The 22,972-nt window shown below is 47.9% G+C and carries 20 protein-coding genes; 7 read left to right on the forward strand and 13 right to left on the reverse strand.

What is annotated here, in order from left to right; all coding sequences use genetic code 11:
- The first annotated feature begins 68 nt into the window (after positions 1-68).
- Positions 69-863 carry a tetratricopeptide repeat protein gene (locus ACO0K3_RS12895; RefSeq protein ID WP_422985175.1) on the forward strand — a complete coding sequence of 265 codons (795 nt, stop codon included), beginning with the start codon at positions 69-71 and terminating at the stop codon, positions 861-863.
- 51 nt (positions 864-914) lie between these two features.
- Here the strand turns inward: ACO0K3_RS12895 and ACO0K3_RS12900 are convergent, their stop codons facing one another.
- Entirely contained in the window at positions 915-2,435 is a 1,521-nt protein-coding gene (locus ACO0K3_RS12900; protein WP_422985177.1) for an ATP-binding protein, read from the reverse strand.
- A 2-nt stretch (positions 2,436-2,437) separates the two neighbouring features.
- Positions 2,438-3,088: a response regulator gene (locus ACO0K3_RS12905; RefSeq protein WP_422985179.1), complete on the reverse strand. Its 651-nt coding sequence runs from the start codon at positions 3,086-3,088 to the stop codon at positions 2,438-2,440.
- 320 nt (positions 3,089-3,408) lie between these two features.
- Here ACO0K3_RS12905 and ACO0K3_RS12910 point away from each other — a divergent pair, with 320 nt between their 5' ends.
- The 3 genes from ACO0K3_RS12910 to ACO0K3_RS12920 all read left to right on the forward strand — a co-directional run bounded on the left by ACO0K3_RS12910 (position 3,409) and on the right by ACO0K3_RS12920 (position 7,669).
- On the forward strand, positions 3,409-4,065 hold the full coding sequence (locus ACO0K3_RS12910) for an energy transducer TonB (RefSeq protein WP_422985181.1): 657 nt from the start codon (positions 3,409-3,411) through the stop codon (positions 4,063-4,065).
- A gap of 229 nt (positions 4,066-4,294) precedes the next feature.
- Entirely contained in the window at positions 4,295-5,215 is a 921-nt protein-coding gene (locus ACO0K3_RS12915; protein WP_422985183.1) for a foldase protein PrsA, read from the forward strand.
- A 276-nt stretch (positions 5,216-5,491) separates the two neighbouring features.
- Complete coding sequence (locus ACO0K3_RS12920; protein ID WP_422985185.1) at positions 5,492-7,669, forward strand: prolyl oligopeptidase family serine peptidase; 2,178 nt, start codon at positions 5,492-5,494, stop codon at positions 7,667-7,669.
- Positions 7,670-7,688: 19 nt separating this feature from the next.
- Here the strand turns inward: ACO0K3_RS12920 and ACO0K3_RS12925 are convergent, their stop codons facing one another.
- A complete protein-coding gene (locus ACO0K3_RS12925) occupies positions 7,689-7,946 on the reverse strand; it encodes a TIGR03643 family protein (protein ID WP_422985187.1) in 258 nt (85 codons plus the stop codon).
- Between the two features lie 84 nt (positions 7,947-8,030).
- On the reverse strand, positions 8,031-8,627 hold the full coding sequence (locus tag ACO0K3_RS12930) for a hypothetical protein (RefSeq protein WP_422985189.1): 597 nt from the start codon (positions 8,625-8,627) through the stop codon (positions 8,031-8,033).
- Between the two features lie 402 nt (positions 8,628-9,029).
- Between ACO0K3_RS12930 and ACO0K3_RS12935 the strand changes: the two genes are divergently transcribed.
- Positions 9,030-9,515 carry a hypothetical protein gene (locus tag ACO0K3_RS12935; protein WP_422985191.1) on the forward strand — a complete coding sequence of 162 codons (486 nt, stop codon included), beginning with the start codon at positions 9,030-9,032 and terminating at the stop codon, positions 9,513-9,515.
- A 236-nt stretch (positions 9,516-9,751) separates the two neighbouring features.
- Here the strand turns inward: ACO0K3_RS12935 and ACO0K3_RS12940 are convergent, their stop codons facing one another.
- The 3 genes from ACO0K3_RS12940 to ACO0K3_RS12950 form a co-directional block, all read right to left on the reverse strand.
- Entirely contained in the window at positions 9,752-10,657 is a 906-nt protein-coding gene (locus ACO0K3_RS12940; protein WP_422985193.1) for a PEP-CTERM sorting domain-containing protein, read from the reverse strand.
- Positions 10,658-10,884: 227 nt separating this feature from the next.
- Positions 10,885-11,136 carry a tyrosine-type recombinase/integrase gene (locus ACO0K3_RS12945; protein WP_422985195.1) on the reverse strand — a complete coding sequence of 84 codons (252 nt, stop codon included), beginning with the start codon at positions 11,134-11,136 and terminating at the stop codon, positions 10,885-10,887.
- A gap of 3 nt (positions 11,137-11,139) precedes the next feature.
- Positions 11,140-11,283, reverse strand: coding sequence for a phage integrase N-terminal SAM-like domain-containing protein (locus ACO0K3_RS12950; RefSeq protein WP_422985525.1), 144 nt, complete (start codon positions 11,281-11,283; stop codon positions 11,140-11,142).
- 268 nt (positions 11,284-11,551) lie between these two features.
- Between ACO0K3_RS12950 and ACO0K3_RS12955 the strand changes: the two genes are divergently transcribed.
- Positions 11,552-11,932, forward strand: a complete 381-nt coding sequence (locus ACO0K3_RS12955) for a hypothetical protein (RefSeq protein ID WP_422985197.1) — start codon at positions 11,552-11,554, stop codon at positions 11,930-11,932.
- Positions 11,933-12,241: 309 nt separating this feature from the next.
- The gene (locus ACO0K3_RS12960) at positions 12,242-12,658 is read left to right on the forward strand and encodes a hypothetical protein (protein ID WP_422985199.1); all 417 of its coding nucleotides are present in this window, start codon (positions 12,242-12,244) and stop codon (positions 12,656-12,658) included.
- 541 nt (positions 12,659-13,199) lie between these two features.
- Here ACO0K3_RS12960 and ACO0K3_RS12965 read toward each other — a convergent pair.
- From ACO0K3_RS12965 to ACO0K3_RS12990, 6 genes are all read right to left on the reverse strand, one after another.
- A complete protein-coding gene (locus tag ACO0K3_RS12965) occupies positions 13,200-15,689 on the reverse strand; it encodes an adenosylcobalamin-dependent ribonucleoside-diphosphate reductase (RefSeq protein ID WP_422985201.1) in 2,490 nt (829 codons plus the stop codon).
- Between the two features lie 296 nt (positions 15,690-15,985).
- Entirely contained in the window at positions 15,986-17,266 is a 1,281-nt protein-coding gene (waaA, locus tag ACO0K3_RS12970; protein ID WP_422985203.1) for a lipid IV(A) 3-deoxy-D-manno-octulosonic acid transferase, read from the reverse strand.
- Positions 17,267-17,278: 12 nt separating this feature from the next.
- A complete protein-coding gene (locus ACO0K3_RS12975; protein WP_422985205.1) occupies positions 17,279-18,181 on the reverse strand; it encodes a DMT family transporter in 903 nt (300 codons plus the stop codon).
- A 173-nt stretch (positions 18,182-18,354) separates the two neighbouring features.
- A complete protein-coding gene (gene waaC, locus ACO0K3_RS12980) occupies positions 18,355-19,356 on the reverse strand; it encodes a lipopolysaccharide heptosyltransferase I (protein ID WP_422985207.1) in 1,002 nt (333 codons plus the stop codon).
- A 247-nt stretch (positions 19,357-19,603) separates the two neighbouring features.
- Positions 19,604-20,980: a phosphomannomutase/phosphoglucomutase gene (locus tag ACO0K3_RS12985; protein ID WP_422985209.1), complete on the reverse strand. Its 1,377-nt coding sequence runs from the start codon at positions 20,978-20,980 to the stop codon at positions 19,604-19,606.
- Between the two features lie 42 nt (positions 20,981-21,022).
- Positions 21,023-22,957 (reverse strand): polysaccharide biosynthesis protein, encoded by a 1,935-nt coding sequence (locus ACO0K3_RS12990; protein ID WP_422985211.1) that lies wholly within the window; start codon positions 22,955-22,957, stop codon positions 21,023-21,025.
- Between the last annotated feature and the right edge of the window lie 15 nt (positions 22,958-22,972).

Below are 22,972 nucleotides of genomic sequence, written 5' to 3' on the forward strand. Positions count from 1 at the left end.
TATTGGTTGTCTTATCAGATGACTATTGTTATCCTAATTTGGAGTTATAACAATATTGCGAGAAAATAATGAATAAATATATTTTATGCTTCTCCTTACTTTTGACGAATGTCGCCATCGCTGACGAGCTTGCCGATGCCAACCGACTTCTTGACAATCGTTCATATACGGAAGCTTTTAAACTCTATACAAGGTTGGCAAATAGCGGTAACGCTGAGGCCCAATTTCACTTGGGTGAAATGCACTGGTACGGGGAAGGAACTTCTGTTGACATGAGCAAGGCATCGGAGTGGCTGCAGAAGTCCGCAAATAGCGGTAACGCGAAAGCAATGGTAGCTTTAGAGGTAATCCGTCAGCGACAAATACGACATAGTGATATTGAATATTGGTTATCTAAGTATGATGGTAAAGATTTGATTTCCGGTAAATTTAATTGTGGAACACCAGAAATTCCTGTTTTATCTAAAACAAATAGCGAGATAAAAAATGTCAATCAACTGATCAATACATGGCAAAACTGTTATAACAATTTTGTTGAAAATATGAATGATGCCTTACCTCCAGGAAAGCGTATTCCGGGAGATATTTCGAAGCTGATGAATGAGCAGGAATATGAACAAGCTAAAGTTCATTTGAATAATGTGTATTCAAAGATTACAGCGGATTCTCAGAAAGCGGCCGATACAACTATTGCAAAACGCGATGCTTGGCTATTAAACACAGAAAAATTTGTTGCTGAAAAAAATAGTGAAATCAAGGCTAAGCAGGCGCTTTACGATATTCTTCAGCATCAAAAAGAAATTGATCCACAGTACGAAGTACGAGATAGGTTAGCTCCGTCTAGTGCTATTCCAAGAAAGTAATTTGTTGGTAAATGTGAAAAAATATCATACATGTCCTCTCACAAAGGATTTCTAATTAGTTTGTCTTGTCAAGCGTCCGATTAGGATGGAGATAGTTGTACCGCCGTCTGTATCAGACAGAATTTGAATATCACCATCTAGTGCAAATACTCTCTCTCTAACGCCGATCAGGCCAAGGCCTGATGTCGTCAATGTTTGATCAAAGCCTGTGCCGTCATCAGAAATGAGGAGATGAACCGCATGGGTCACAATATCTCTTTGCAGAATGATCTCTACATGTCGCGCATTAGCGTGCTTGATGATATTGGATAAGGCTTCCTGAACGATGCGATAAATTGACATCGCAGAGGTGTTATCTAAGTTGTCAAAATTTCCTTCTGATGAATAGCTGAAATCACAGCTCGGGTAGTTATTTTGGGAGCTAGAGACCATTTCCGAGATTGCACCTTCCAGTCCAAGCATGTCCAGTACCTCTGGTCGTAAGCGACGTACCAAGGCGCGACCGTTATTATATAAATCGAGTGCGCTTTTATTAATTGATTGGGCGTGTTGCTGAATTTTATCCCGCCCAATTGACGGTGATATTTGTTGACTTAAATCGATAATGCGCTGTGATTCAAGGCGTACTGCAATCAATGAGGCATTCAGCTCGTCATGTACTTCTAATGCGATACTCTTCCTTTCTTCTTCAACAATGCCATGAATTTTTTGGATTAGCTTTCTTTTTTCCATGTTCGCTTTAATTGCCTCGTTACGGGAGGTTTCCAGTTCTGCGGTACGTACTGCAACGCGACTCTCCAGTTCGGTTGTAGATCGCTGTAAGCTATCCGCCATTTCCTTGATGGAGGTTTGCAATTCGCCGATTTCACCACCATCTTTCACCGTCAGATCAATAGTAAAATTACCACTTCTGATGGATCGGCAGGCATCGATGAATTGTGCAAACGTGATGGATAGCGTTCTTGATAGATGCACAGCAAGCCATGCGCTGATGATCAATCCCAGCGCTGCTACAGCTAACTCAATCGCAAATCGATGTTGTTGTTTGTCTTCCAGTTCGGCGAAGGACATGACGACGACAACATAGCCTGCTAGTTGTGTTTTTGTTGTTGACAACAGATTGTCATTTTGTGCGACTGGATCTGTAACGCTTGGTATCAGGTTGACCCATGTCAGGCGCTTTTTAATGGGAAGATCAAAAATGCGATGGCTGGATACTTTTCTTTCTTTTGACTGGCTATGAAGTAAAACTTTTCGATTAACATCTAAAATATCAATACTTAAAATACCTCTTTCTGATTGCACCAATCCATCTAGCGATAGTTTCAGGTCAGGGAGTTTGTTCAATGCCAGTGCATACTCGCTACTCTCGGCCAATACCTTGGTAATAATATTGCCGCGTTCTTCGATTTCATTTTTAACTTCTTGTGTGTGCAGCCAATATGAATGCCACACCAGCATGCAAAAGAGATAGCTCACTGGGACAAGTGTAATAAAAAGCAGGCGATGCCGTATGCTCCAATGTTGTATTGCTTTAAATTTTCTGATGAATCCAGCTAAATATTCCAGCATTTTTATGCCTGTATCAAGCCATGCTTAAGAGCTAGCTTGGTCATGTCTGCTTGTCTGTGGATGCCTAATTTTTCTTTGACCATCTGACTGGTATTGCTGACTGTTTTAGTCGAAATATCTAATTTTTCAGCAATCTCTACATTCGTAAATCCTTCTGCAATCAGGGTAAATATATCTAGTGATCGTTCATCTAAAAGTGACTGAGGAGATGCATCACCTTTCACGGATAAATTGGCGAGCCGTTCTGCGATTGCGGGTAAAAAATATAACTCACCGCAATGTGCTTTTCGGATGGCTGTCGCTAAGTCTTGTGGATTGCAATCCTTCGTCACAAACGCCTTGCCGCCAAGGCGATACGCTTCTTTGATAAAACTATCCTGATCAAATTGGCTTAAAAAAATTATTTTCGCCGCAGGATGTGTGTCGAGAATTTCTTTGGCGACATCGAACCCTGAAAGCTGCTCGCCAAAACGAATATCGAGAATCAATACATCCGGCAGCAATTCTTTGAATTGTTCGATAGCGTCCTGAGTTGTCTTTACTTGTCCGATTACATCAACGTCCTCGCCTTGTAAGGACATGGCAAACCCAGACATGACAATCGGATGATCATCCGCAAACAGGATACGAATAGTAGTGAGGGAATCTTGCATGGATGCTTTTCTTTTCTCTATGGAAGTAAAAATTATACTTCGGTATGGCATATTTATGTAATTGATATTTGAGTTTTGAGAGATATTTATGCCTTGCAATCGGGGAATCGCTATTTCTTACATTAGCCCCCTTTTATTATTGTCCATATATTAACGATTTTTTCACATTTTTGCTGGTTAATAGTAATTTTAATTTAACATTCACAACAGATGTATACTTCTAAGTAGTTGATATTTCTTATTTTAGATTATATATTTACTTTTAATTGGTAATTTAATTGCTAATTAAAAGTATTTAAATTTAACTAAAGGAGAAATATATGGAATTTTCTATTTCTGGAAAGAAAAAACCGACATCAATATCAGGTGTTTTAGTCGTGAGCCTATTGCACTTGTTACTCTTAGTCGGTTTGCTCTACGGATTGAAGCCGCCCGCAGGTTTACCGCGTATGGATCCGGATTTTGTCTACGTTGAGCCGACAAAGCCGGAGTCCTTACCTGAGCCAAAGGAGTTGTTACCGCTGCCTGCATTGAGGGATCCACTGATACCGGTTGTTGTTCCACCTGATGTGATCGTTTTCCATGAGCCAGCGCCAAGCACTACCGTTGTTCAAAGAACGGGGTTCAATCCTCCGGATGATGGCAACCGTACTGGTCAGGTTGAGATGTCGCAAACGAAGGCGGATTCCATGCCGGTGTTTATCGGTGCTGTTGTCGAAGCAAAGTCTTGTGAAAAACCTGAGTATCCCCGGAATGCCTTACGCAATGAATACACCGGGACGGTTACCCTAGCCTTACTCGTCGGCACAGACGGCAGAGTTGTTGATGCACGTGTAGAGCAGTCAAGTGGATATAAAGAGTTGGACCAAGCTGCTAGAGCTGGCTTAAGTTTGTGTAAGTTCAAACCTGCGAGTCTGAACGGGCAAGCACAAAAGTCCTGGTCCAAAATACAGTACGTGTGGAGTCTGAGTAGTTAATGTACTTAATTTAATGTATTTGGTTAAATACAATTAACTAAGCGCAACTCATTCCGGCACACGACTCAAAGGCTCGTTTAAAGTTTGATTAACGACTTTTGAATCGTAAATCCCATGATGGGTATTGCAAGAGAATTAATCCTGCTAATATGTGCGGCTTGCTGCATCACGCTGTCAGATTGCCTGATGTCTGCACACCTAAGCCCACCTATTGAAAAGGAATGAAAAGATGACGATCAAATCTCGTATGACTCAGCGTATTTTGTTGGTAAGTGCGATGTCTATGCTGGCACTGACTGCCTGTAATAAAACAGAAGTTGCTGCGACAGGTCCAGCGGCAGCTACTGTCAACGGTACAGCGATCAGCGAGAGCCGCGTAGATTTAATGATGAAGCAACGTGCAGCGCAAGGGCAGCCAGACACGCCTGAAGCACGCAAAGAAATCGTCGATCACCTGGCAATGCAGTTATTGATTTCACAGGAAGCGGTAAAAAAGGGTCTGGACAAATCTCAGGAAGTTCTGGATCAGAGTGAGTTGACCAAGCAATCAATTTTAGCAAATGCGTTTATTCAGGATTATCTGAAAAATAATGCGATTTCTGATGATGTACTCAATGCAGAATACGACAAGCTGAAAACGAAATTGGGCGGCAATGAGTACAAGGCTCGCCATATTCTCGTAGAGAAAGAAGCGGATGCCAAAGAGATCATCGCGAAGTTGCAAAAAGATGTCAGCGCATTTGAATCGATTGCAAAACAAAAATCCCTGGATGCCGGTTCAAAAGTAAATGGCGGCGATTTGGGCTGGTTTGATCCTAAGCGCATGGTGCCTGAATTTGGCGACGCTGTCGCTAAACTGGAAAAAGGCAAATTCTCCCAAGAGCCAGTCAAATCACAGTTTGGTTACCACATCATTTTGTTAGAAGATTCCCGTGCCAAAGTGATCCCGCCTCTCGCGCAGATCAAAGATGGTTTGAAGCAGCAAGTACAGCAAGAAAGTCTGAAAAAATTGCTGGATGATATTCACACCAAAGCAAAAATTGAAATGGTAAAAGCTGCTGCACCTGCACCTGCACCTGCATCGGCATCTGCTCCGGCAGCAAGTTCAGCGTCTGCCGAAGTGAAGGCGGCAGAACCAGAGAAGAAATAATTTTCACAGATCGCCATTCATTTGAATAAAAAAGGAGCTTCGGCTCCTTTTTTTATGCTTCGACACTTGCTCAAAACCAATCAATACATCGCACAGAAAATAAGCAGAACATCTTGTGGTCTTTATGATATTAAATGATAATAAAGACAACTAAGCTTTTGACAGAACCGCTTAGCCTTTCATCGGCCCCATGCGCTATGAACGGGGTTTGTCGCGACGCAATGGCAAGCGTGCTTGGATCGTACGCATTGCCTCTCACAAGTAAGGAGTTGGTTCATGTTCAAAGCTATTTCACGACGTCAATTTATCGCTTTTACCGCCGCAGGGAGTGCAATGCCTGCTTGGGCAAGCTCCGCAAAGGTCCTGGCACCAGAATCAGCAACGCTGAGCAAACTCCCCCCGAAGACAAGAGTTGATCCTGTCACGGATCGCTATTGGGGTGTCGATGTGACAGATCCTTATCGCTGGATGGAGGTGCAGCCTAAAACAGCCGAGTGGGAAACCTGGCTACGTCAGCAAGGTGAATATGCACGTTCAACTCTCGATGGTTTGCCAAAACGCGCCGCGATATTGAAGCGTCTGGAATTTTATGGTTCCGAAACAGACGCTTTGCAATATGTTGCTCCCGCAGGTGGTCGTCTGTTTATTTACAAGCGGCTTGGGGGAGAGCAGGGATTTAAAGTATTCGTAAGGGATAAAGCTGATGGAGTTGAGCGTGTTCTGATCGACCCATTGGCTGGTCGTAAAGCGGATGAGCCGCCAGCGACTCTGGATTATGTGTTGCCTTGTCACACCGGTAGTCATATCGCTTACGGCATATCTATCGGAGGCTCAGAAGTTACAACAAGCTATATCAAAAACGTGGTGAGTGGCGACGTCGTTGAGATTACCCGCATTTTGTCTCGCGGTAGTGGATGGAGTGCTGACGGGACGCGATTTTTTTATTATCGGGTACGAGCCGATGCCATTCTGGGATCCCAGGATTTTGGTCGCGGCGCAAGTTGCTGGATGCATAGGCTAGGTACGCCACCGGCAACAGATGTCGAGGTGTTTCGTGAGGCAGAGGGGCCTGATTATGAGCCCATGGAAGACGACACTCCGCAGGTCAAAGGTGCAATGAATAGTAACTGGGTACTCGGGCTGCATCTGTTGAACGGAAATGATATCGCGATGGTGTACATCACTAAAGCGGAGGACCTCTTCAGTGGTAAGCCGCAGTGGCGCAAGATTGCCGGACGTGCTGCGGGCGTGATGAGTGCAAAACTGGTTGGTGACACCGTCTATATTTTAGCGAAAGGTCGCCAGAGTAATGGAGAGCTTGTCAAGGTGGACGCCAGTGCAGGTGATTTTGCAAATGGAGCAGTCGTATTACCCGTCGGCGAAGGAGTAATTGACACGATGGAGGTTGCCCGCGATGGCGTATATGTCCACGACCTGACCAAAGGTCTGGGCGGCTTACGACGTGTTTCATTTGAGGGAAAAATCGAACGGGTTCAATTGCAGAAATCTGGCGCGGTCTGGAATATATTTGCTACACAAGATGAAGATGGTCCGTGGTTTCAAATGGACGACCTAACCTGGCCGGGTGTTACCTACAAAGTGAACGCGACTGATTTGAGTACAAAACAGTTTGTTTTTGCGAAGCCTCCGAGCTTCGATGTCGCTACGTTCAAGACGACCCGTATTGATGCCCCAACCCGCGACGGCGTGCGAGTACCGTTGGAAATCCTGCATCGCAAAGATATCAAATTAAATCGTCGTAATCCTTTACTGATCGTTGCCTACGGATCTTATGGTGCCATCCTTGACCCCGGATTTAGCGCCAGTAATCTGGCGTTTCTGGAGGCTGGTGGTGTGATTGTTTATGCACACGTACGTGGCGGCGGTGAGCTTGGCGAAGCCTGGCATGTAGCGGGGAAAAAAGCGACCAAGCCAAATACCTGGCGCGATGCAATTGACTCGGCAGAGCATCTGATCAAACTAGGCTGGACAGCCAAAAAACACCTCGCTCTATGGGGTACTTCTGCTGGCGGTATCATGGTCGGCAGAGCGATTACCGAGCGACCGGATTTGTTTGCTGCCGCAATCGGCGAGGTCGGGTTATTCAATACCTTGCGATTTGAATTAACTGCAAACGGACCGGGTAATGATGCTGAATTTGGTACCGTAAAAAAAGAAGATGAGTTCCATGCGCTGCAAAAAATGGATGCCTATCATTCAGTCAAAGATGGCACTCGATACCCTGCCACCTTATTGATTACTGGCGCAAATGATCTGAGGGTTGAGCCTTGGCAAATCGGTAAATTCGCTGCTCGCTTACAGGCAGCCTCTACCAATGTCCCCGGTGCTTTATTGAGAGTCGACTATGAGACAGGGCATTATGCGACGTCGCGTAAAAACGGCATGGCAAAAATGGCAGATATTTTCTCCTTCATTTTTGCACATACAACTTAATTACTAAGCCACAAAATTTTTATCCCTTCTGATCCCGAGACTTAAAGCGCGTCATACCAACGGGGCGCAAGGCAAGATGTTTTGTTTTGCGCCCGGTCACTCTCGCTCGCCACAACGTGAAACTTGAGCGTTTTAAATTACCACGCATCAGCTTGATCACGTCGGATTCACTCAAGCCAAATTGCGCCTTGATGGCATCGAATGCAGTCCGGTCTTCCCAGGCCATCTGGATAATCCTATTGATATCATCCAGTTCCAGATTGGTTATCGGTATCATTGAATTGGGTCGCTAAAATACTGAAACTTATTAAGTTAATTGATCAATTTATTGCGCTGATTTGTACGACTGAGTGAATGAAATTCAGGTCGCCTGCAAGCTGTCGATCAACTGATGTAGTCCATTGGTCAGTGCTTGTACAGAAGTCGTCATATCCCAATTGTCATCGCCAATTTTTGCCATATTTGAGATAGCACGCAGTTCTAAGAAACGTTGATTCTCATGCAGGCAAACATGGAAAAATGCCGCACCTTCCATATTCTCTATATCGACGTTGCTGGTATCAACAAATGGCGCAAGAGCCGCATTCAACGACAAGCTGCTCGCTCGTTTAAACCGCGTATCAACAGGAACGTGGGGACAATGCAGCGTATGACGTCGTTCAAATTCCATTGCGATAGGCAAATGTGCCATATGCACAAATCCATTTTTTGTAAAGAAGCCTAAATCCGCTTCGAGCTCACTCTCAATCAGCGCTACGTCAAATAGTTTGAGCGACGAGTGTTCGTAGACGCCGGCAATTCCAGCCAGAATCAGAATGTCCGGCTGATCAGACTGAATTGCTTTCAGCGTTGCCATGGTCGTTGCAGTGAGTCCAACACCAGAGATGATGGTATGAACGCCATCTCGTTGAAACAAGCTGGCCTCGGTGTGTGTAGGGAAAAGTACAGTAATTTTCATTTCACAATTTTACCGTGCCAGGTTTAAGAGAGAGCGGTAATTTCCGTGACAACGTCAATACGATTGATCACGCTCAATCATCCAAATCCTTTATGAGCCTGCTGAGTCACAGAGTTTCCCGTGATGGGCAATATTGGTTGCGGCTGGCGTTACTGCAAAAATTTAGACATCAATAATTCCTTCCAGCGATACATTTCCTCATCCTAAAGGAGTTACGCCGCCACCTCTTCATGCTTTTTCGTTTTAACAACGAAATGTAAATGCAACCAAATGTTGTAATTTGTAAGCAAATGTATAAATAACGATTGGAAGATAGATCGTTACAATTTATTATTGAAATAACCACTGCTCTAGACAGCAATGCCATTTTTTCTTCTGCAACGTACTTTTTAAGACACCACAATGGATAAAAAGCTTTCGCGTAATAATAAGGAAAAAGTATTGCGTCGACTGGAGGCATTGCTTCAGCAGAAAGGATTTCTCCGGAATAAATCGATGTACTTTATTCGTACCTCACTTCCCCATCTTGAGTACATTCATCTCCACCACGTCACCACCGACACATCTTTTCGTATCACGATGGGAATGCACATCGTGGATGATGCCTGGAATACTTTAGGGTTAAATGACCTGGTCGGCGAGCAATACCGTTCTGCGCTAGACAGTGAACGGACTAACGTATTTCAATATGCTGAAGACGAACACTCTGTGACGATGTGTGCCAAAGAGATCTTTAATTTTGTCGAGAATGTCATTGAGCCTTGGTATCAATCGATGCGTAATCATGCATTCCTGATGTCCTATGAAGATTCGCTCTACACAAGCAAGGAAAGAGACATGCTCTCGCGCTCCATAGCGCTTGATACCGACGTTTGTGCTGTTGGGTGAGGTGTATAAATACACTCACGTAAGCTGGATGTTAGTAAAATTTAACATCCGAAATTTTTGACTATATGAAAAAAATAATGCCAGCGAATTTCACTGGCATTATTTAATTTCAAGACATATTAATAGCAACTTATGGTTGTCAATCTAGGCTCAGCCATAAGGCGGAACTCGTTATCTATTTTGAGGGTAGCCCGCATGGTTTTGGGCACTCTATACTGATACGTAGCAGTTTGCAGTTAAGCTACAGACATTTTTTGACGGCGGCTACGAACCAATCCTACTAGTCCCACTCCAACCAGCATGAGAACAGATGGCTCAGGTACCGATTCCGTCGGGACATCCAGCATCAATGCTAGGCCGTTAGGGGCGAGGCCGTTGACATGCAAGATACTAGCGTCGCTTAAGTCACCATTGGCAAACCAAAGGTTCTTCCCTTCGGTCCAGTAAACCTTGCCACCCCCAGCTACGACCGAGCCGATGTTGCCACTATGTGCGCTGAATTCCGTCGTAACTGCTAGGTTTAAGGAGGCAATTTCACCGTTCTGACCACCAAACGTTTCGTACAAATAGCCCGATGGCACATCCAATGCCAAGCCGTTAGGAGCGAGTCCGTTGACATGCAAGATGCTGGCGTCACTTAAATCACCATTGGCAAACCAAAGGTTCTTGCCTTCTGTCCAGTAAACCTTGCCACCCCCAGCTACGACCGAACCGATGTTGCCACTGTGTGCATTGAATTCCGTCGTAACCCCGAGGTTCAGGGCGGCAATTTCACCGTTCTGACCACCAAACGTTTCGTATAAATAGCCCGATGGCACATCCAATGCCAGGCCGTTTGGAGCGAGTCCGTTGACATGCAAGATGCTAGCGTTACTCAAATCGCCATTAGCAGACCAAAGATTCTTTCCCTCTGTCCAATAAACCTTGCCACCCCCAGCTACGACCGAACCGATGTTGCCACTGTGCGCGTTGTATTCCGTCGTGACTCCTAGATTCAGGGCGGCAATTTCACCGTTCTGGCCGCCAAACGTTTCGTACAAATAGGGCGTCGCGCTGGCAGATGTCGAAAAAAACCCTATGAGCAGACCTGCAAACAGTGCATTGCAAAGTTTTTCACGCATGATAAATTTGCTAAATGACATATATTTCCTCTCTCTTACCGTTAGGTATGTTTAGATGTCCAATGAGAATTAACCTTAGATCAAAAAAGCAAAATTTGCGCCATTAAAAAAAGGTTTTTGAATCATAGGCTTACCAGGGTTTTGTGGTTGAGATGAAGAAATGCACAAACTACTGTAAATTTCACCGACATTCACAAAGAAATATGGAAACGTGCTTTCGCACACAGCCAGCAAAAGCGGCAGCATCGTCATCCTATCTTTGCCCCCTTGCCGTGGCGGATCGTGATTTCACGCCGTTCAAAATCGACATCTTTGATCCGTAATGTCATGCATTCCATCAAACGCATTCCAGTGCCATACATGAGCTTTGCCATCAAGGCGTGTACACCGCACATGTGTTCGAACACAGACGCAACTTCATTCGCAGTCAATACAGTTGGCCGACGCGGCGCACGTGTTGGACGATGTAATTCATCAAGCCAAGGTAATTCGATTTGCAAAACCTATTTATACAAAAACAGTAATGCGCATAAGGCTTGCTTGTGCGTGGCAACGGCCACATGCCGCTCATTGGTGAGATAAGAGAGGAAGGCGTTAACCTCGGCAGCACCCATTTCTGCAGGGTGGCGCAAGCCGTGAAAGCGAATAAACCAACGTGCCCAATAGACATAGGCTTCTTCGGTACGTAGGCTATAATACTTATCTCATATGCAACGTTTGAGCTGATCGAGCAATTTTGGTTTTAAAATCGCGTCTGAAGCCTATACATGTGGAGTGACGTTTTTCATGGTTATTTAGTACTGTGTTTATATGCAGTACATTGTTCAAACGACCGTGTGACAAGCCTCTTCATGGATTTGATTGGTTGAATTAGGTGGACGGTATCTGTCCGCCTAATTAAAGTTAGGTCTCAAGATGGCTTCCGAATTTCAGTGGGACTCTCTCGATTTCTTGGAGCTTCTGGGAAGTGCCCCAAAGGGTGATGACGAGTATGGCATTTGTTCTGAATACGTGGTTCAACTGGGCGACCTTCGGTTGATGATAAGCATCTGGCCTCTGGACTGTGAAGTTCAAATTAGTGTGTACATGGCGTGCCAAGAAGAGCCGCTCATTCATCTCAGACTTATTGGTACGCCAGGAGTTAGGGCTGTAAATGACAAAAGAGGAAAGTTCATTGAGTTCGCTGCAGCAAACCTTTTTTCTGGGCGATTTGATCTCACGGTTCTTGCACCTTATGGCTTCAGAGTCTGGGCTGATCCATACATCAAAGTCGAGCCTTATGCTTATGAGACCTAACAGGGCGATCGATCGGACTGGCCGCGATGCGGCAGTGTTCTTTATTAATTTGTGGGCGGCCATCCGCTCATTTTTGCGTTAGACCTCCTCTCTTATCGGAAACACCGTGACCCTAATAACCGATGCATTCGAAGACCTATCTCATGCACTGAGGGTGCTTCTTGAAGCCAATGCACGCGCGCATCGAGAGGGCCTAATCCAACTGGATAGAGCAGAAGCCGTCGGAAATATCGAAACCGCATTTGCCTCAGTTTTAAATTCCTTCCACAGTCTCTATGATGCAAATCATTATAAATGTACCAATTAAACATGAAATCGATATTAAATCGTTTTATTCCACGAGCATTTATTGCATTGATTTGGTTTTTTGCAAATGGTGCCCAGGCGGGTAATGAGGAACATTGGTTGTGCAAATATGAGCCTGCACACGGTGATAAGGTTAGTTACTCCGCAGAATATCAAATATCTGGCAAAAAACTGTTCGGGCCATATAGCGATATCGCAAGGCGTCGACTTGAATATCAGATTATCCAAAACAATTCTCTTGGGCTTGTCGCAATTAGCTCATATACCAATTATTCCGAGGATCGACCAATACCTAAAACTATGGGCGCGACTATCATTACCCTTAAGAGGGGCGATGGCATCTTTAAGTTGTCTGGAGTGTTGGTTGGGGTTAAAGAAGAGGATATTTATCATGGAAAGTGCAACTTAAAGAAAACTTGACTGTATCAAGCGTAAGGCCGTAAGGCGTAGGGCGTAGGGCAATGGAATGGACTCCTCCCCCTACGGCATCAACTGTGCCAAACTGCCATGGTGTTGGTTAAAGCAAGCGCAGCCCGGGCTAGCGTAGGTTGGCGAAGAGCGAAGTGAAGCCCAGGATCTCAGACAGGTAAAGCATCAGATCAACCGTGAGCCGTGCGCAATAAACTAAAAGCCGGTGTTAGCAACAGCACCGGCGTTTGACTTTCTCCAGCTTGAAGGGAAGGGGCGCCGCCCTCTACACCTGGAGCAAAACCGTAGGCACTCGCAGCACGATCAACAACAATTTGGAAGTTAAAAGTTGTCTACGAAATTAGGGGAAGTCCAAGGTGGTATTTAATTTTCCTGGTACGCCTATTCTAGTAGATCAAAGATACCTTTCGCTAAGAATTAGCTTATGCTACCGCTAAAGCAACTTATGCCGTAGCGATAGCAACTTGTGCCGTTAAAATAGCAGCTTATGGTGCATCCCACCACAAAGTTGCAGCCTGTACCGCCATTCGAATTAACCGCAAGCACCCACATAGCCGCAAGACACGCAACGACTGCAGCCGTCTATTTTCTGCAAGGCGTAAGCGCCGCAATCCGGGCATTTCTTGCCAGTGGCGACGTAGCTGATCGGGGCGGTTTCGCCTTCGTAGGCCAGGTCGTCCATGCCGTAGGCGAGGCTTTTGCTGCGGAACTGTTCTGCCAATACGGTCACCGGTACCTGATTGCCTGATGCGTCTATAAAGCCGCGTTTGATCAGGATACGTTGCAGAGAATAGCCAATTGCTGCGACTTCAGATTCGTGAAATAGCGGTGCTTGCGTGCCATCTTCTTTGGTGATGGTGCCACAACGTACCGTGCCTTTGTCCCAGACCACTTCACGCATATCAGCCAGTGCTTTGGCGATAGATCCGCCGGAGCGCGCTGCCATTGATAGCAGGCGCATGCTTGCTGAAATCCATTGCTGGCCATCGTTCTTTTGTCCTGCTGGCATGAAGAATTCAAATGGGCGTTCTATCGTGACGCGCTCGCCGCCGACCATGCCTTGCAAGTGGATGAAGCTGACTGTCAGGTAGACGGTTTTCTTTCCTTCATAGGTCATGTACTGGACTTTGGAGGTCACTGATTCCAGATCGCCAAAAGGGCGGCCGTCGAATTGTTTGCGTAGCAGGTCGTCATCAGGAACCGTATTGACTACCGGTGCTGCCGTTTCTGTTGCGACGGATAATACGCTGCCCAGGATACTGTTCGGACGGTAGGTTGCCAGACCTTTGAGGCCAGCGCGCCAGGCGTCCATATACAGATTCTGGAAGTCCTCGTACGGATAATCTGCGGGGACATTGACCGTTTTTGAAATCGAAGAATCGATGTATGGCTGTACCACTTGCAGCATCTTCATATGGTCAGTTGCCGACATGTTCAGTGCGGTGACAAACTGTGCCGGTAATTTGCTGTCGTCGCTGACGTCATTGCCCATGTGGCGATACAAACGCCATGCATGATCGGCGACTTCGTAGATTTTGCTTTCGCCATCGTGCATACGTTTTTTGCGGTTATAGACCCAGGAGAACGCAGGCTCAATTCCATTCGAAGCATTGTCGGCAAACGCGAGCGTAATCGTGCCTGTTGGCGCAATGGATAGCAGATGAGAATTGCGCAGACCGTTCTTGGCAATCGCTGTGCGGATGTTTTTTGGTAAGCGCTTGGCGAACAGGCCTGCCAAATATTTGTCACTGTCGAATAAAGGAAATGCGCCTTTTTCTTTTGCGAGTTCGGATGAGGCCAGATACGCGGCATCGCGCATGACTTCGGAGATTTTTTGTGCGACTGCGCGACCTTCGTCTGAGTCGTAACGCAAGCCCATCATGACTAGCGTGCTGCCGATACCGAGATAGCCCAGGCCGATACGGCGCTTGGATTGTGCCTCGGCTTCTTGTTGCGGCAAGGGCCATGCCGTCGCTTCCAGTACATTATCCAGCATGCGAATGGCGATACTGACGACGGTTTTAAATTTGTCGTAATCAAAACTCACCGCATCAGAGAATGGTGCGGTCACAAATTTGGTCAGATTAATTGAACCCAGGCAGCAGCAACCGTAGTCGGGCAGCGGTTGTTCGGCGCAAGGATTGGTCGCTTCAATTTTTTCGCAGTAGTACAGATTGTTTTCTGTATTCATGCGTGACAGGAACAGGATGCCAGGTTCGGCGTGATCGTAAGTCGATCGCATAACTTCGTCCCAGAGCGCACGGGCACGCACCGTCTGGTGTACCCAGATACCGTCTTCACGTTGATAGGCACCGGCTTCTTTTTTTTCATCACCCGGCTCGGCTCTATGCACTAGGCAATAATCGCTGTCGTTGGCGACGGCCTCCATAAATTCATCGGTCACGCCAATCGAGATATTGAAGTTAGTCAGACCACCCTGATCCTTAGAACGGATAAATTCCAGAATGTCCGGATGATCGCCGCGTAATACACCCATTTGTGCACCACGACGCGCACCCGCCGACTCGACGGTAGAGCAGGATGCATTGAATACTTGCATAAAAGAGACCGGGCCAGACGCACGTGAACGTGTGCCGCGCACCAGGGAATCTTTTGGGCGTATCGTAGAAAAATCGTAACCGACACCGCCGCCACGACGCATGGTTTCTGCCGCATCGGATAAGGCGGTGTAGATGCCGGGTTTGCCGTTAGTGGTGCTGGAGACAGAGTCACCGACTGGTTGTACGAAGCAGTTAATCAGCGTGGCATGTAAATCCATACCGGCAGCAGAATTGATCCGGCCAGCTGGGACGAAGCCATTTTGTTGCGCCCACAAGAATTTTTCTTCGTAATAACCATGAAAATCTGCGCCTTCTACCGACGCCAGTGCTTTGGCTACACGCTGCTGAACTTCAAGAATATTTGATTCATTACCCTTGGCATATTTTTCGAGGAGGACGTCGAGAGAGATTTCCTGGGTTGGCATTTCAGTGATGCCGAGCATTTTGTCGTTGGCGTTCATGGTTCTCTGATTCCGTTCATTCATGTAAAGCAAAAAAATAGGGGATGCAAATATTGGGAGGTATTAATGCAAGTGTCGATGTGCCGGGTGACTGTGCAGCCACCTGCAATGCCAATGTAAGAGCAAACTAAGCGCAATAAATTAGTAAAAAGGCAGGAAATTTTCAAACAGAGGATTCATTATAAACCTCCGTTCCGGGTTTGCCTTGATACCCCTCAAGAAAGGCAAAAGGCGCGAATTGTAGTGTAGCTTTTGGGGATTGTCACTAACTGTAGTGTTTTGGGGTCGTGGCGTGATCAGGCTGTCTTGATGATCTTTTCCAGCATGTGCATGGTTCTGGACGTTGCACCCTGATGTTGCAGGAAGAAGGCGTGTGCATTTTGTCCCATCGATGCCCGCGTTGCCGGTTGATCCAGTAAGGCCCAGGCTTGTGCAAAAAGCTGGTCTGGATTGGCGACGCGTAATGCCGCCTGTGCAGTGATGGCTTGTTCGGTGATTTCAGAAAAATTAAACGTGTACGGCCCCGTCATCACCGGCTTTGCCATGGCGCAGGCCTCAATCAGATTATGACCGCCAAGGTTCACCAGACTGCCGCCGACAAAGGCCAGATCGCAGGCGGCGTAATACATGTACATCTCACCCATACTATCGCCCAGAACAACGTCAACCGACGACGGCAAAGGATTCTCGTCAGCGTCCAGATCCATGACCGAGCGACGTACGAAGCTCAAGCCATGCTGGGTCAGCATGGCCGCGACCTGGTCAAAGCGCTGCGGATGACGTGGCGTGAGTACGAGCAGGGTATTAGCTTTGCGGTGCGCGACAAACGCATTCAGCAGTAATTCTTCTTCGCCATCGCGGGTGCTCGCACATAAGAAAATTTGCCGGTCACCCAGCCAGTGCCGCAAGCGTGCGCCGCGTTCCGCCATATGTTCCGGCGGTGTTACGTCAAACTTCATATTGCCGGTCACCCCCAGCTGATTCACACCAAGACTTTTTAAACGCTCTGCATCGGGACCGGATTGCGCTGCTACGCAGGTAATCGCATTGGCCGCAGGCAAGATCAGGGAGGATAGCTTCAGGGCTTTTCTTAATGACTTGTCAGAGAGCCGCGCATTGACCAGGGCGACGGGCACTCCAAATTGCTTGCATTGCGCGACCAGATTTGGCCAGACTTCGGTTTCTATCAAGGCGCACAGAGAGGGCGAATAATGACGCAGAAAGCGTTTGACCATCCAGTTAATATCGTAAGGCACAAACACCTGCGTAATCTGGTCCGAGACATCGGCAAACAGCAGCGCACCAGTGGCTCGACCTGTTGGCGTCATATGGCTGAGTATCAGATGATGCTGCGGATAGCGCCGCAGCAGAGCGCGTATCAGAGGTTCGGCAGCGCGCGTTTCACCTGCAGATACCGCATGCACCCAGAGCGTTTTTTTGTGGGTATAGGCAGGATAAAATCCCAGGCGTTCGCTAATGTGCTGACGATAACCAGGCTCCTGACGACCACGTATCCATAGTCTTAGCAAGACGATGGGCAGGGACAAACTCCAGACAAATGAATATAAAAGGCGCATGGCGGCAGAGTATCAGTTTCGACGAAAATTGACCAACACAATGCCGGTCAGCACCAGTGTCGCCCCCATCACAAAGCGCGGACTGATGGGATCATGCAAAAACACAACGCCCGCAGCGACACCAAATAAGGGGGTTAAAAAAGAGAATACCGATAAGCGCGATGCCAGATAGCGGCGCAGCAGCCAGAACCAGGTCAGGTAGCTGATAAATGCAATCACAACTGACTGAAATAAAAGATTGATCCAGATATGGACATCCCAGGCGTGTAACTGAAAATCACCTTTCGCCGCCGAAAACAGAAGCAGCAATACTGCCGCACCTGTCAGCTGATACAGCAAGGTCGTGGTCGGCTGCGCCTCGGACAGTTTGGAGCGACGTATCACAACAGTCGTTGCTGCCCATAAGATGCCACCTAAAATGCCCAGCGCATCACCAATCAGCATATCGCCGAGATCATGTGCATTGGTTTGAAGTGCGGCTGAAAAAGCAATTGCCACGCCAATAAATGCCGAGACGATGCCTAGCCACTGACTGGTTTGCATGCGTTCTGCCGGGATCAGCCAATGTAAGCCCATCACTGTAAAAATCGGTGCCGTGTACAAAAACACCGACATATGCGAGGCCGAGGTGTAGTTCAACCCGATAGAGATACACATGAACTCGACCGCGAATAACACGCCAGCGGCAATACCTGGAAGCAGACTACCGTCGCGTAGGGAAAATGGAATACGACGCACTCCTATCAAGAGCATGACTAGCATTGCAGCGAGAGCAGAGCGCAGACCCAGTTGCATGCTGGCGCTGAGTACAGGCGCAGCGAGTTTAATCGCAACTTGCTGCAAGCCCCAGCAAATACAGAGCAAGACCATAACGGCGATAGCAAAGCCGTCCAGATTTTTACGAGTGGAAATCATCAGAGGCGAGGAAAAACTTCCTCTTTGGAAACGAGGGCAAGGGTGGAATATACCTTAAAAAGAGACTGTGCTGATGACGGGGAGATGAAATCAGTGACGCAAAATCTCAGTTAGCTGACCGAGCTCGATCGGTTACGCTTTCAGTTGAGGGGGCTGTGATGGAGCGCGTCAATCTAAGTCGACACAGTTTTACTCAGTAAGGCTTGCACAGCCCGTTCCACCTCGACCACATTAGCAGGCTGCCCTTTATCTCCCAGGTTCACAATCTGATCGGACCAGTTGCCTTCGGTTTTCCAGCGTGGTGAATCGCAATAAATCTCGATGGTCGGTGTTTCGTAAGCAGCGGCAATATGGGTCAGTCCGGTATCAACGCCAATGGCAATGCGCGCGGCTTGGGCGAGGATGATGGCGTCTTGCATGGAGAGTTGCGGTAGTACGGTGGCGTCGGGTATTTGTGCTGCCATCTGTTCCGCTTCGGCTTTTTCTGCCGTATTACCCCAGGGGAGCAAGATAGGCAGATTTGCTGCCTGCAAGGTCTTAGCAAGGTGTATCCAGTTTTCTCTTGCCCATTTTTTTGAGGCGCCAGCAGTACCGTGGAAGAACACGGCATACGGCTGATCTGGCATCCACGCCGGTCGGGTTTGCGATGGGCTATATAACTGGCGCAGGCCAAAACTGGCTGGAGTGTTGACGGTGTAGTCGCCGGCATGTGCTGCGACCAGGCGACCGCGCAAGACGGCATGAGTGCGGGGATCGACCGCTACGCTGGCGGTGTGAAAAATGCGGGAAATACCCTCATAGCCTGATCCTTCTGTACCATTCGCGAGGCCGACTTTCTTGCCCGTCGGTGTGATCTTTGCCATGCCCATGATGATGCCGGTTTTGAGCAAACCTTGCGTATCAAGTACCAGATCGTATTCCTGAGCGCGTAACTGACGGACAAAATCACGAATCTCCTGACGCGTCGGTTTGCTCATCAGGGTCTTGCGCCAGCGGCGTAATGCAAACGGAAAAACCTGTTGTATGCCGGGATTGAGCCTCACCAGATGCACATAGGCTTCTTCGACGACCCAGTCGATTTGAGCGCCGGGGAAGCGGCGCAGCAGATCGTTCACAATCGGCATATTGTGCAGGACATCGCCTAGCGATGAGACGCGGATGAGCAGGATTTTCACAGCAATAAGATCGCTTGTTGAGAGGGTTTTTTCATATACTCCCCCTACTTATGATAAAAATAGGCCTTTACCCGCTTATCTTTATTAGGGGTACGAAAGATACTACCTAGGGGTATGCATTTATCCGGAGCGGGGGAGGTGACGCTTTCATTGACGCTCTTATTGTTGTGCAAATTTCAGTGCAGATATTAATAAGAGCGTCGTTCTTCGTCATCGGGCGTTGCTTGTTTAGCCTTTCGCCGAGCAGTTAATATGGCAGCCGAGCATCGGGTTTTACCGCCAGCACGGCTTGTTTTAACGCCGCCTGAATACGCGCCAGTGCTGCGGGATTTTCTGCCTCGAATCGCATCACAATCACAGGTGTCGTGTTGGATGAACGTGCCAGGCCAAAGCCGTCCGGATATTCGACGCGCAGACCATCGATGGTAATCACTTCATCGGCACCGGGGAAGTTGGCGTTCTTTTGCATCTCGGCGATGATCGCAAAATTCTCACCTTCATTGAGTTGTAATTGCAGTTCTGGCGTGCTGTCAGATTGGGGCAGGCTGTTTAATGTCGCCGTCATATCGCTGACTTTGCTGAGAATCTCCAGCAAGCGGGCACCGGCATACATGCCGTCGTCAAAGCCATACCAGCGATCTTTGAAGAAAATGTGACCGCTCATTTCGCCACCGAGCGGTGAGCCGGTTTCACGCAATTTTGCTTTGACCAGTGAGTGGCCTGTTTTCCACATCAGCGGCACACCGCCGCGTGCTTTGACCCAGGCAGAAATATGACGTGTGCATTTGACGTCATACAAAATTTGCGCGCCGGGGTTACGTGTCAGGACGTCTTCTGCGAACAACATCAGTTGACGGTCCGGATAAATGATTTGACCATCTTTGGTCACCACCCCGAGTCTGTCGCCATCGCCGTCGAACGCCAGACCGATTTCGGCATCGCTGTTTTGCAAAGCACGGATCAGGTCTTGCAGGTTTTCCGGATGTGCCGGATCGGGATGATGGTTAGGGAAATTACCATCGACTTCGCAGAACAATTCGGTCACTTCGCATCCCATACCACGATACAGTTCGCCAGCGAATGCACCTGCCACGCCATTGCCGCAATCAATCGCGATCTTGATCGGACGCGCGAGTTTGACGTCACCGATGATGCGTTGCAGATAGGCCACCTTGATGTCATGCGTCTGATAAGTGCCACTGCCTTGTTTGAAATCTTTATTCAAGATGGTCTGATACAAAGCCTGAATCGCATCGCCATAAATTGCTTCGCCAGCCAGCACCATTTTGAAGCCGTTGTAGTCCGGCGGATTGTGACTACCAGTGACCATGATGCCGGATGCAGCACCTAAGGTATTCGTGCCGAAATACACCATGGGTGTGGCAACAATACCGAGGTCAATGACGTTGACACCGGTTGCTTGCAGACCGCTTGCCAGAGCTTTGATCAGGTCAGGACCGGACAAGCGGCCATCGCGTCCGATGATTACGGTTTGTTCGCCTTTCGCCAGCGCTGCGCTACCGAAGGCTTGACCGATCAGGTAGGCGACATCGGCGTCCAGAGTTTTGCCGATAATGCCACGGATGTCATAGGCTTTAAAAATGCTGGGGGAGAGTAGGGACATGATGGCTTTCTATCTTTCTATTACTTATTGATTCGATTCGTATTAAGTCGATTCGGTCGAGTGCTGAGCAGACAAATGATGTTGTATCTGCGCTTGCCATAAAAAATCTTCGATACCGCATTGTGGTTCGTATTCTGCCACTATTTTTAGCAAGAGAGTACGGACTTCTTCGTAGTTAAATTCTGTGCAGGCGATGTCAAGCTGTTGTAGCAAGACGTGCAGTTCGGGCCAGGGAATTTCTTTTTCCTGCGCGCGCATAATCAGCGGGTGGGTGGTGCGCTCGACGTTGTCGCCGATCAGCAGTTCTTCATACAGTTTTTCGCCAGGGCGCAAGCCGACATGGTGGATTTCTATTGTGCCGTCGGGGGTCGCATCACATTTTACTTCGAGGCCGCTCAGATGCACCATCCGGCGTGCCAGATCGATGATGCGGACCGGCTCTCCCATGTCGAGTACGAAGACATCGCCGCCACCGTCGGCGGTCATGGCGCCCGCTTGCAACACCAGCTGTGCGGCTTCCGGGATGGTCATAAAATAACGCGTAATCTCAGGATGCGTCAGCGTGATCGGGCCGCCTTGCATGATCTGCCGGCGGAACAAGGGAACCACGGAGCCGGACGAGCCCAGCACATTTCCAAAACGTACCATGCAGAATCGGGTCGTCGTCTGTTTGCGTGCGCAGGCTTGCAGGATCAGTTCGGCCAGACGTTTGGTCGCTCCCATGACATTTGTAGGACGAACAGCCTTGTCGGTCGAAATCAGGACAAAGTTTTTGACCTGCGCCTTGATCGCGGCTTCAGCCAGACGCAGGGTGCCAAACACATTATTGCGTATGCCTTCGATTGGATTATGTTCTACCAGTGGCACATGCTTGTAGGCGGCGGCGTGATAGACCGTGTCGATCTGATAGGTCTGGAAAATTTTGTCTAGTTTTGCGCTGTCGTGAATTGAGCCGAGAAAAGGCAGAATCTCGCAAGGGGACTTCATTGCTGCGCACAAGCTGCTGAGTTCATGTTCAATCGCATACAACGCATATTCGGACATGTCGAGCAGAATCAGTTGCGCTGGTTGCTGGTTTAAAATTTGACGACATAGTTCGGAGCCGATCGATCCGCCTGCACCGCTGACCAAAACTTTTTTATCAGTGATGCAGGTTGCCAGCAAACGCGGATCTGGCTCGACCGCATCGCGGCCTAGTAAATCTTCAATCCCGACTTCTCGTACGTCCTGTACCCTGAGTTCGCCATTCACCAGACTTTTAATTGATGGTGTGACTTTGATCTTGAGCTTGTATTGTTCAAGTTCATCAAGCACTTGTTTTTGTCTCGTTTTAGAAATCGACGGCATGGCGAGCAGGATTTCTTTGATCTCGTATTGATCTATGAGTTTATGCAAGGCTTGAGCTGGGCTGACTTTAACGCCAGCGATCAGCGAGCCTTGCACATTCAGATTGTCATCAATGAAGGCAACGCAGACGTATTCATCGCTGGAACGTAAGGCGGTAGCGAGTTGCACGCCTGCTTTGCCAGCGCCGTAGATGGCGACTTTGATGGCGTCGTCATTCCGGTTGACACCCAGTAGATAAGACCGCACTAGCAAACGGCTTGCGCCAACGTATAAGATCGCCCCCGCCCAGTAGATGCCAAACACTGCACGAGACAGTGCCATGATGTGCGTCATTACACTGACGAAAGCCAAAAATAAGACGGACATGGTGACGCCGAGCACCACGATGTAGATAATTTTTTGATCAAGGTAACGGATAACCGCACGGTATAGGCCGATACGAATAAATATGGGGATAGACACCAGCGGTACAGCGACGATCAATATTGCGTAATGCGACAATACTTCGATACTTAAACCGTCATAACGCAGCCAGATCGCGAGGATAAAAGTCAGAGGCAAACACACGGTATCTGCCAGTGCGGCAATGGCTTGCTTTTTTAAACGGGGTAAAGCGAGAAGAAATTGCATGCGATTTTTATTCTT

Source organism: Undibacterium sp. Rencai35W (assembly GCF_049340185.1).
GTDB lineage: Bacteria > Pseudomonadota > Gammaproteobacteria > Burkholderiales > Burkholderiaceae_D > Undibacterium.

Bases quoted from the DNA above. Each gene is read 5' to 3' on its own strand.
- ACO0K3_RS12905 (WP_422985179.1), bottom strand. From the start codon at position 3,088: ATGCAAGATTCCCTCACTACTATTCGTATCCTGTTTGCGGATGATCAT.
- ACO0K3_RS12910 (WP_422985181.1), top strand. From the start codon at position 3,409: ATGGAATTTTCTATTTCTGGAAAGAAAAAACCGACATCAATATCAGGT.
- ACO0K3_RS12990 (WP_422985211.1), bottom strand. From the start codon at position 22,957: ATGCAATTTCTTCTCGCTTTACCCCGTTTAAAAAAGCAAGCCATTGCC.
- ACO0K3_RS12915 (WP_422985183.1), top strand. From the start codon at position 4,295: ATGACGATCAAATCTCGTATGACTCAGCGTATTTTGTTGGTAAGTGCG.
- ACO0K3_RS12940 (WP_422985193.1), bottom strand. From the start codon at position 10,657: ATGTCATTTAGCAAATTTATCATGCGTGAAAAACTTTGCAATGCACTG.
- ACO0K3_RS12975 (WP_422985205.1), bottom strand. From the start codon at position 18,181: ATGATTTCCACTCGTAAAAATCTGGACGGCTTTGCTATCGCCGTTATG.
- ACO0K3_RS12960 (WP_422985199.1), top strand. From the start codon at position 12,242: ATGAAATCGATATTAAATCGTTTTATTCCACGAGCATTTATTGCATTG.
- ACO0K3_RS12925 (WP_422985187.1), bottom strand. From the start codon at position 7,946: ATGATACCGATAACCAATCTGGAACTGGATGATATCAATAGGATTATC.
- ACO0K3_RS12955 (WP_422985197.1), top strand. From the start codon at position 11,552: ATGGCTTCCGAATTTCAGTGGGACTCTCTCGATTTCTTGGAGCTTCTG.
- ACO0K3_RS12985 (WP_422985209.1), bottom strand. From the start codon at position 20,980: ATGTCCCTACTCTCCCCCAGCATTTTTAAAGCCTATGACATCCGTGGC.
- waaA (WP_422985203.1), bottom strand. From the start codon at position 17,266: ATGCGCCTTTTATATTCATTTGTCTGGAGTTTGTCCCTGCCCATCGTC.
- ACO0K3_RS12965 (WP_422985201.1), bottom strand. From the start codon at position 15,689: ATGAACGCCAACGACAAAATGCTCGGCATCACTGAAATGCCAACCCAG.
- ACO0K3_RS12900 (WP_422985177.1), bottom strand. From the start codon at position 2,435: ATGCTGGAATATTTAGCTGGATTCATCAGAAAATTTAAAGCAATACAA.
- ACO0K3_RS12895 (WP_422985175.1), top strand. From the start codon at position 69: ATGAATAAATATATTTTATGCTTCTCCTTACTTTTGACGAATGTCGCC.
- ACO0K3_RS12935 (WP_422985191.1), top strand. From the start codon at position 9,030: ATGGATAAAAAGCTTTCGCGTAATAATAAGGAAAAAGTATTGCGTCGA.
- ACO0K3_RS12920 (WP_422985185.1), top strand. From the start codon at position 5,492: ATGTTCAAAGCTATTTCACGACGTCAATTTATCGCTTTTACCGCCGCA.
- ACO0K3_RS12930 (WP_422985189.1), bottom strand. From the start codon at position 8,627: ATGAAAATTACTGTACTTTTCCCTACACACACCGAGGCCAGCTTGTTT.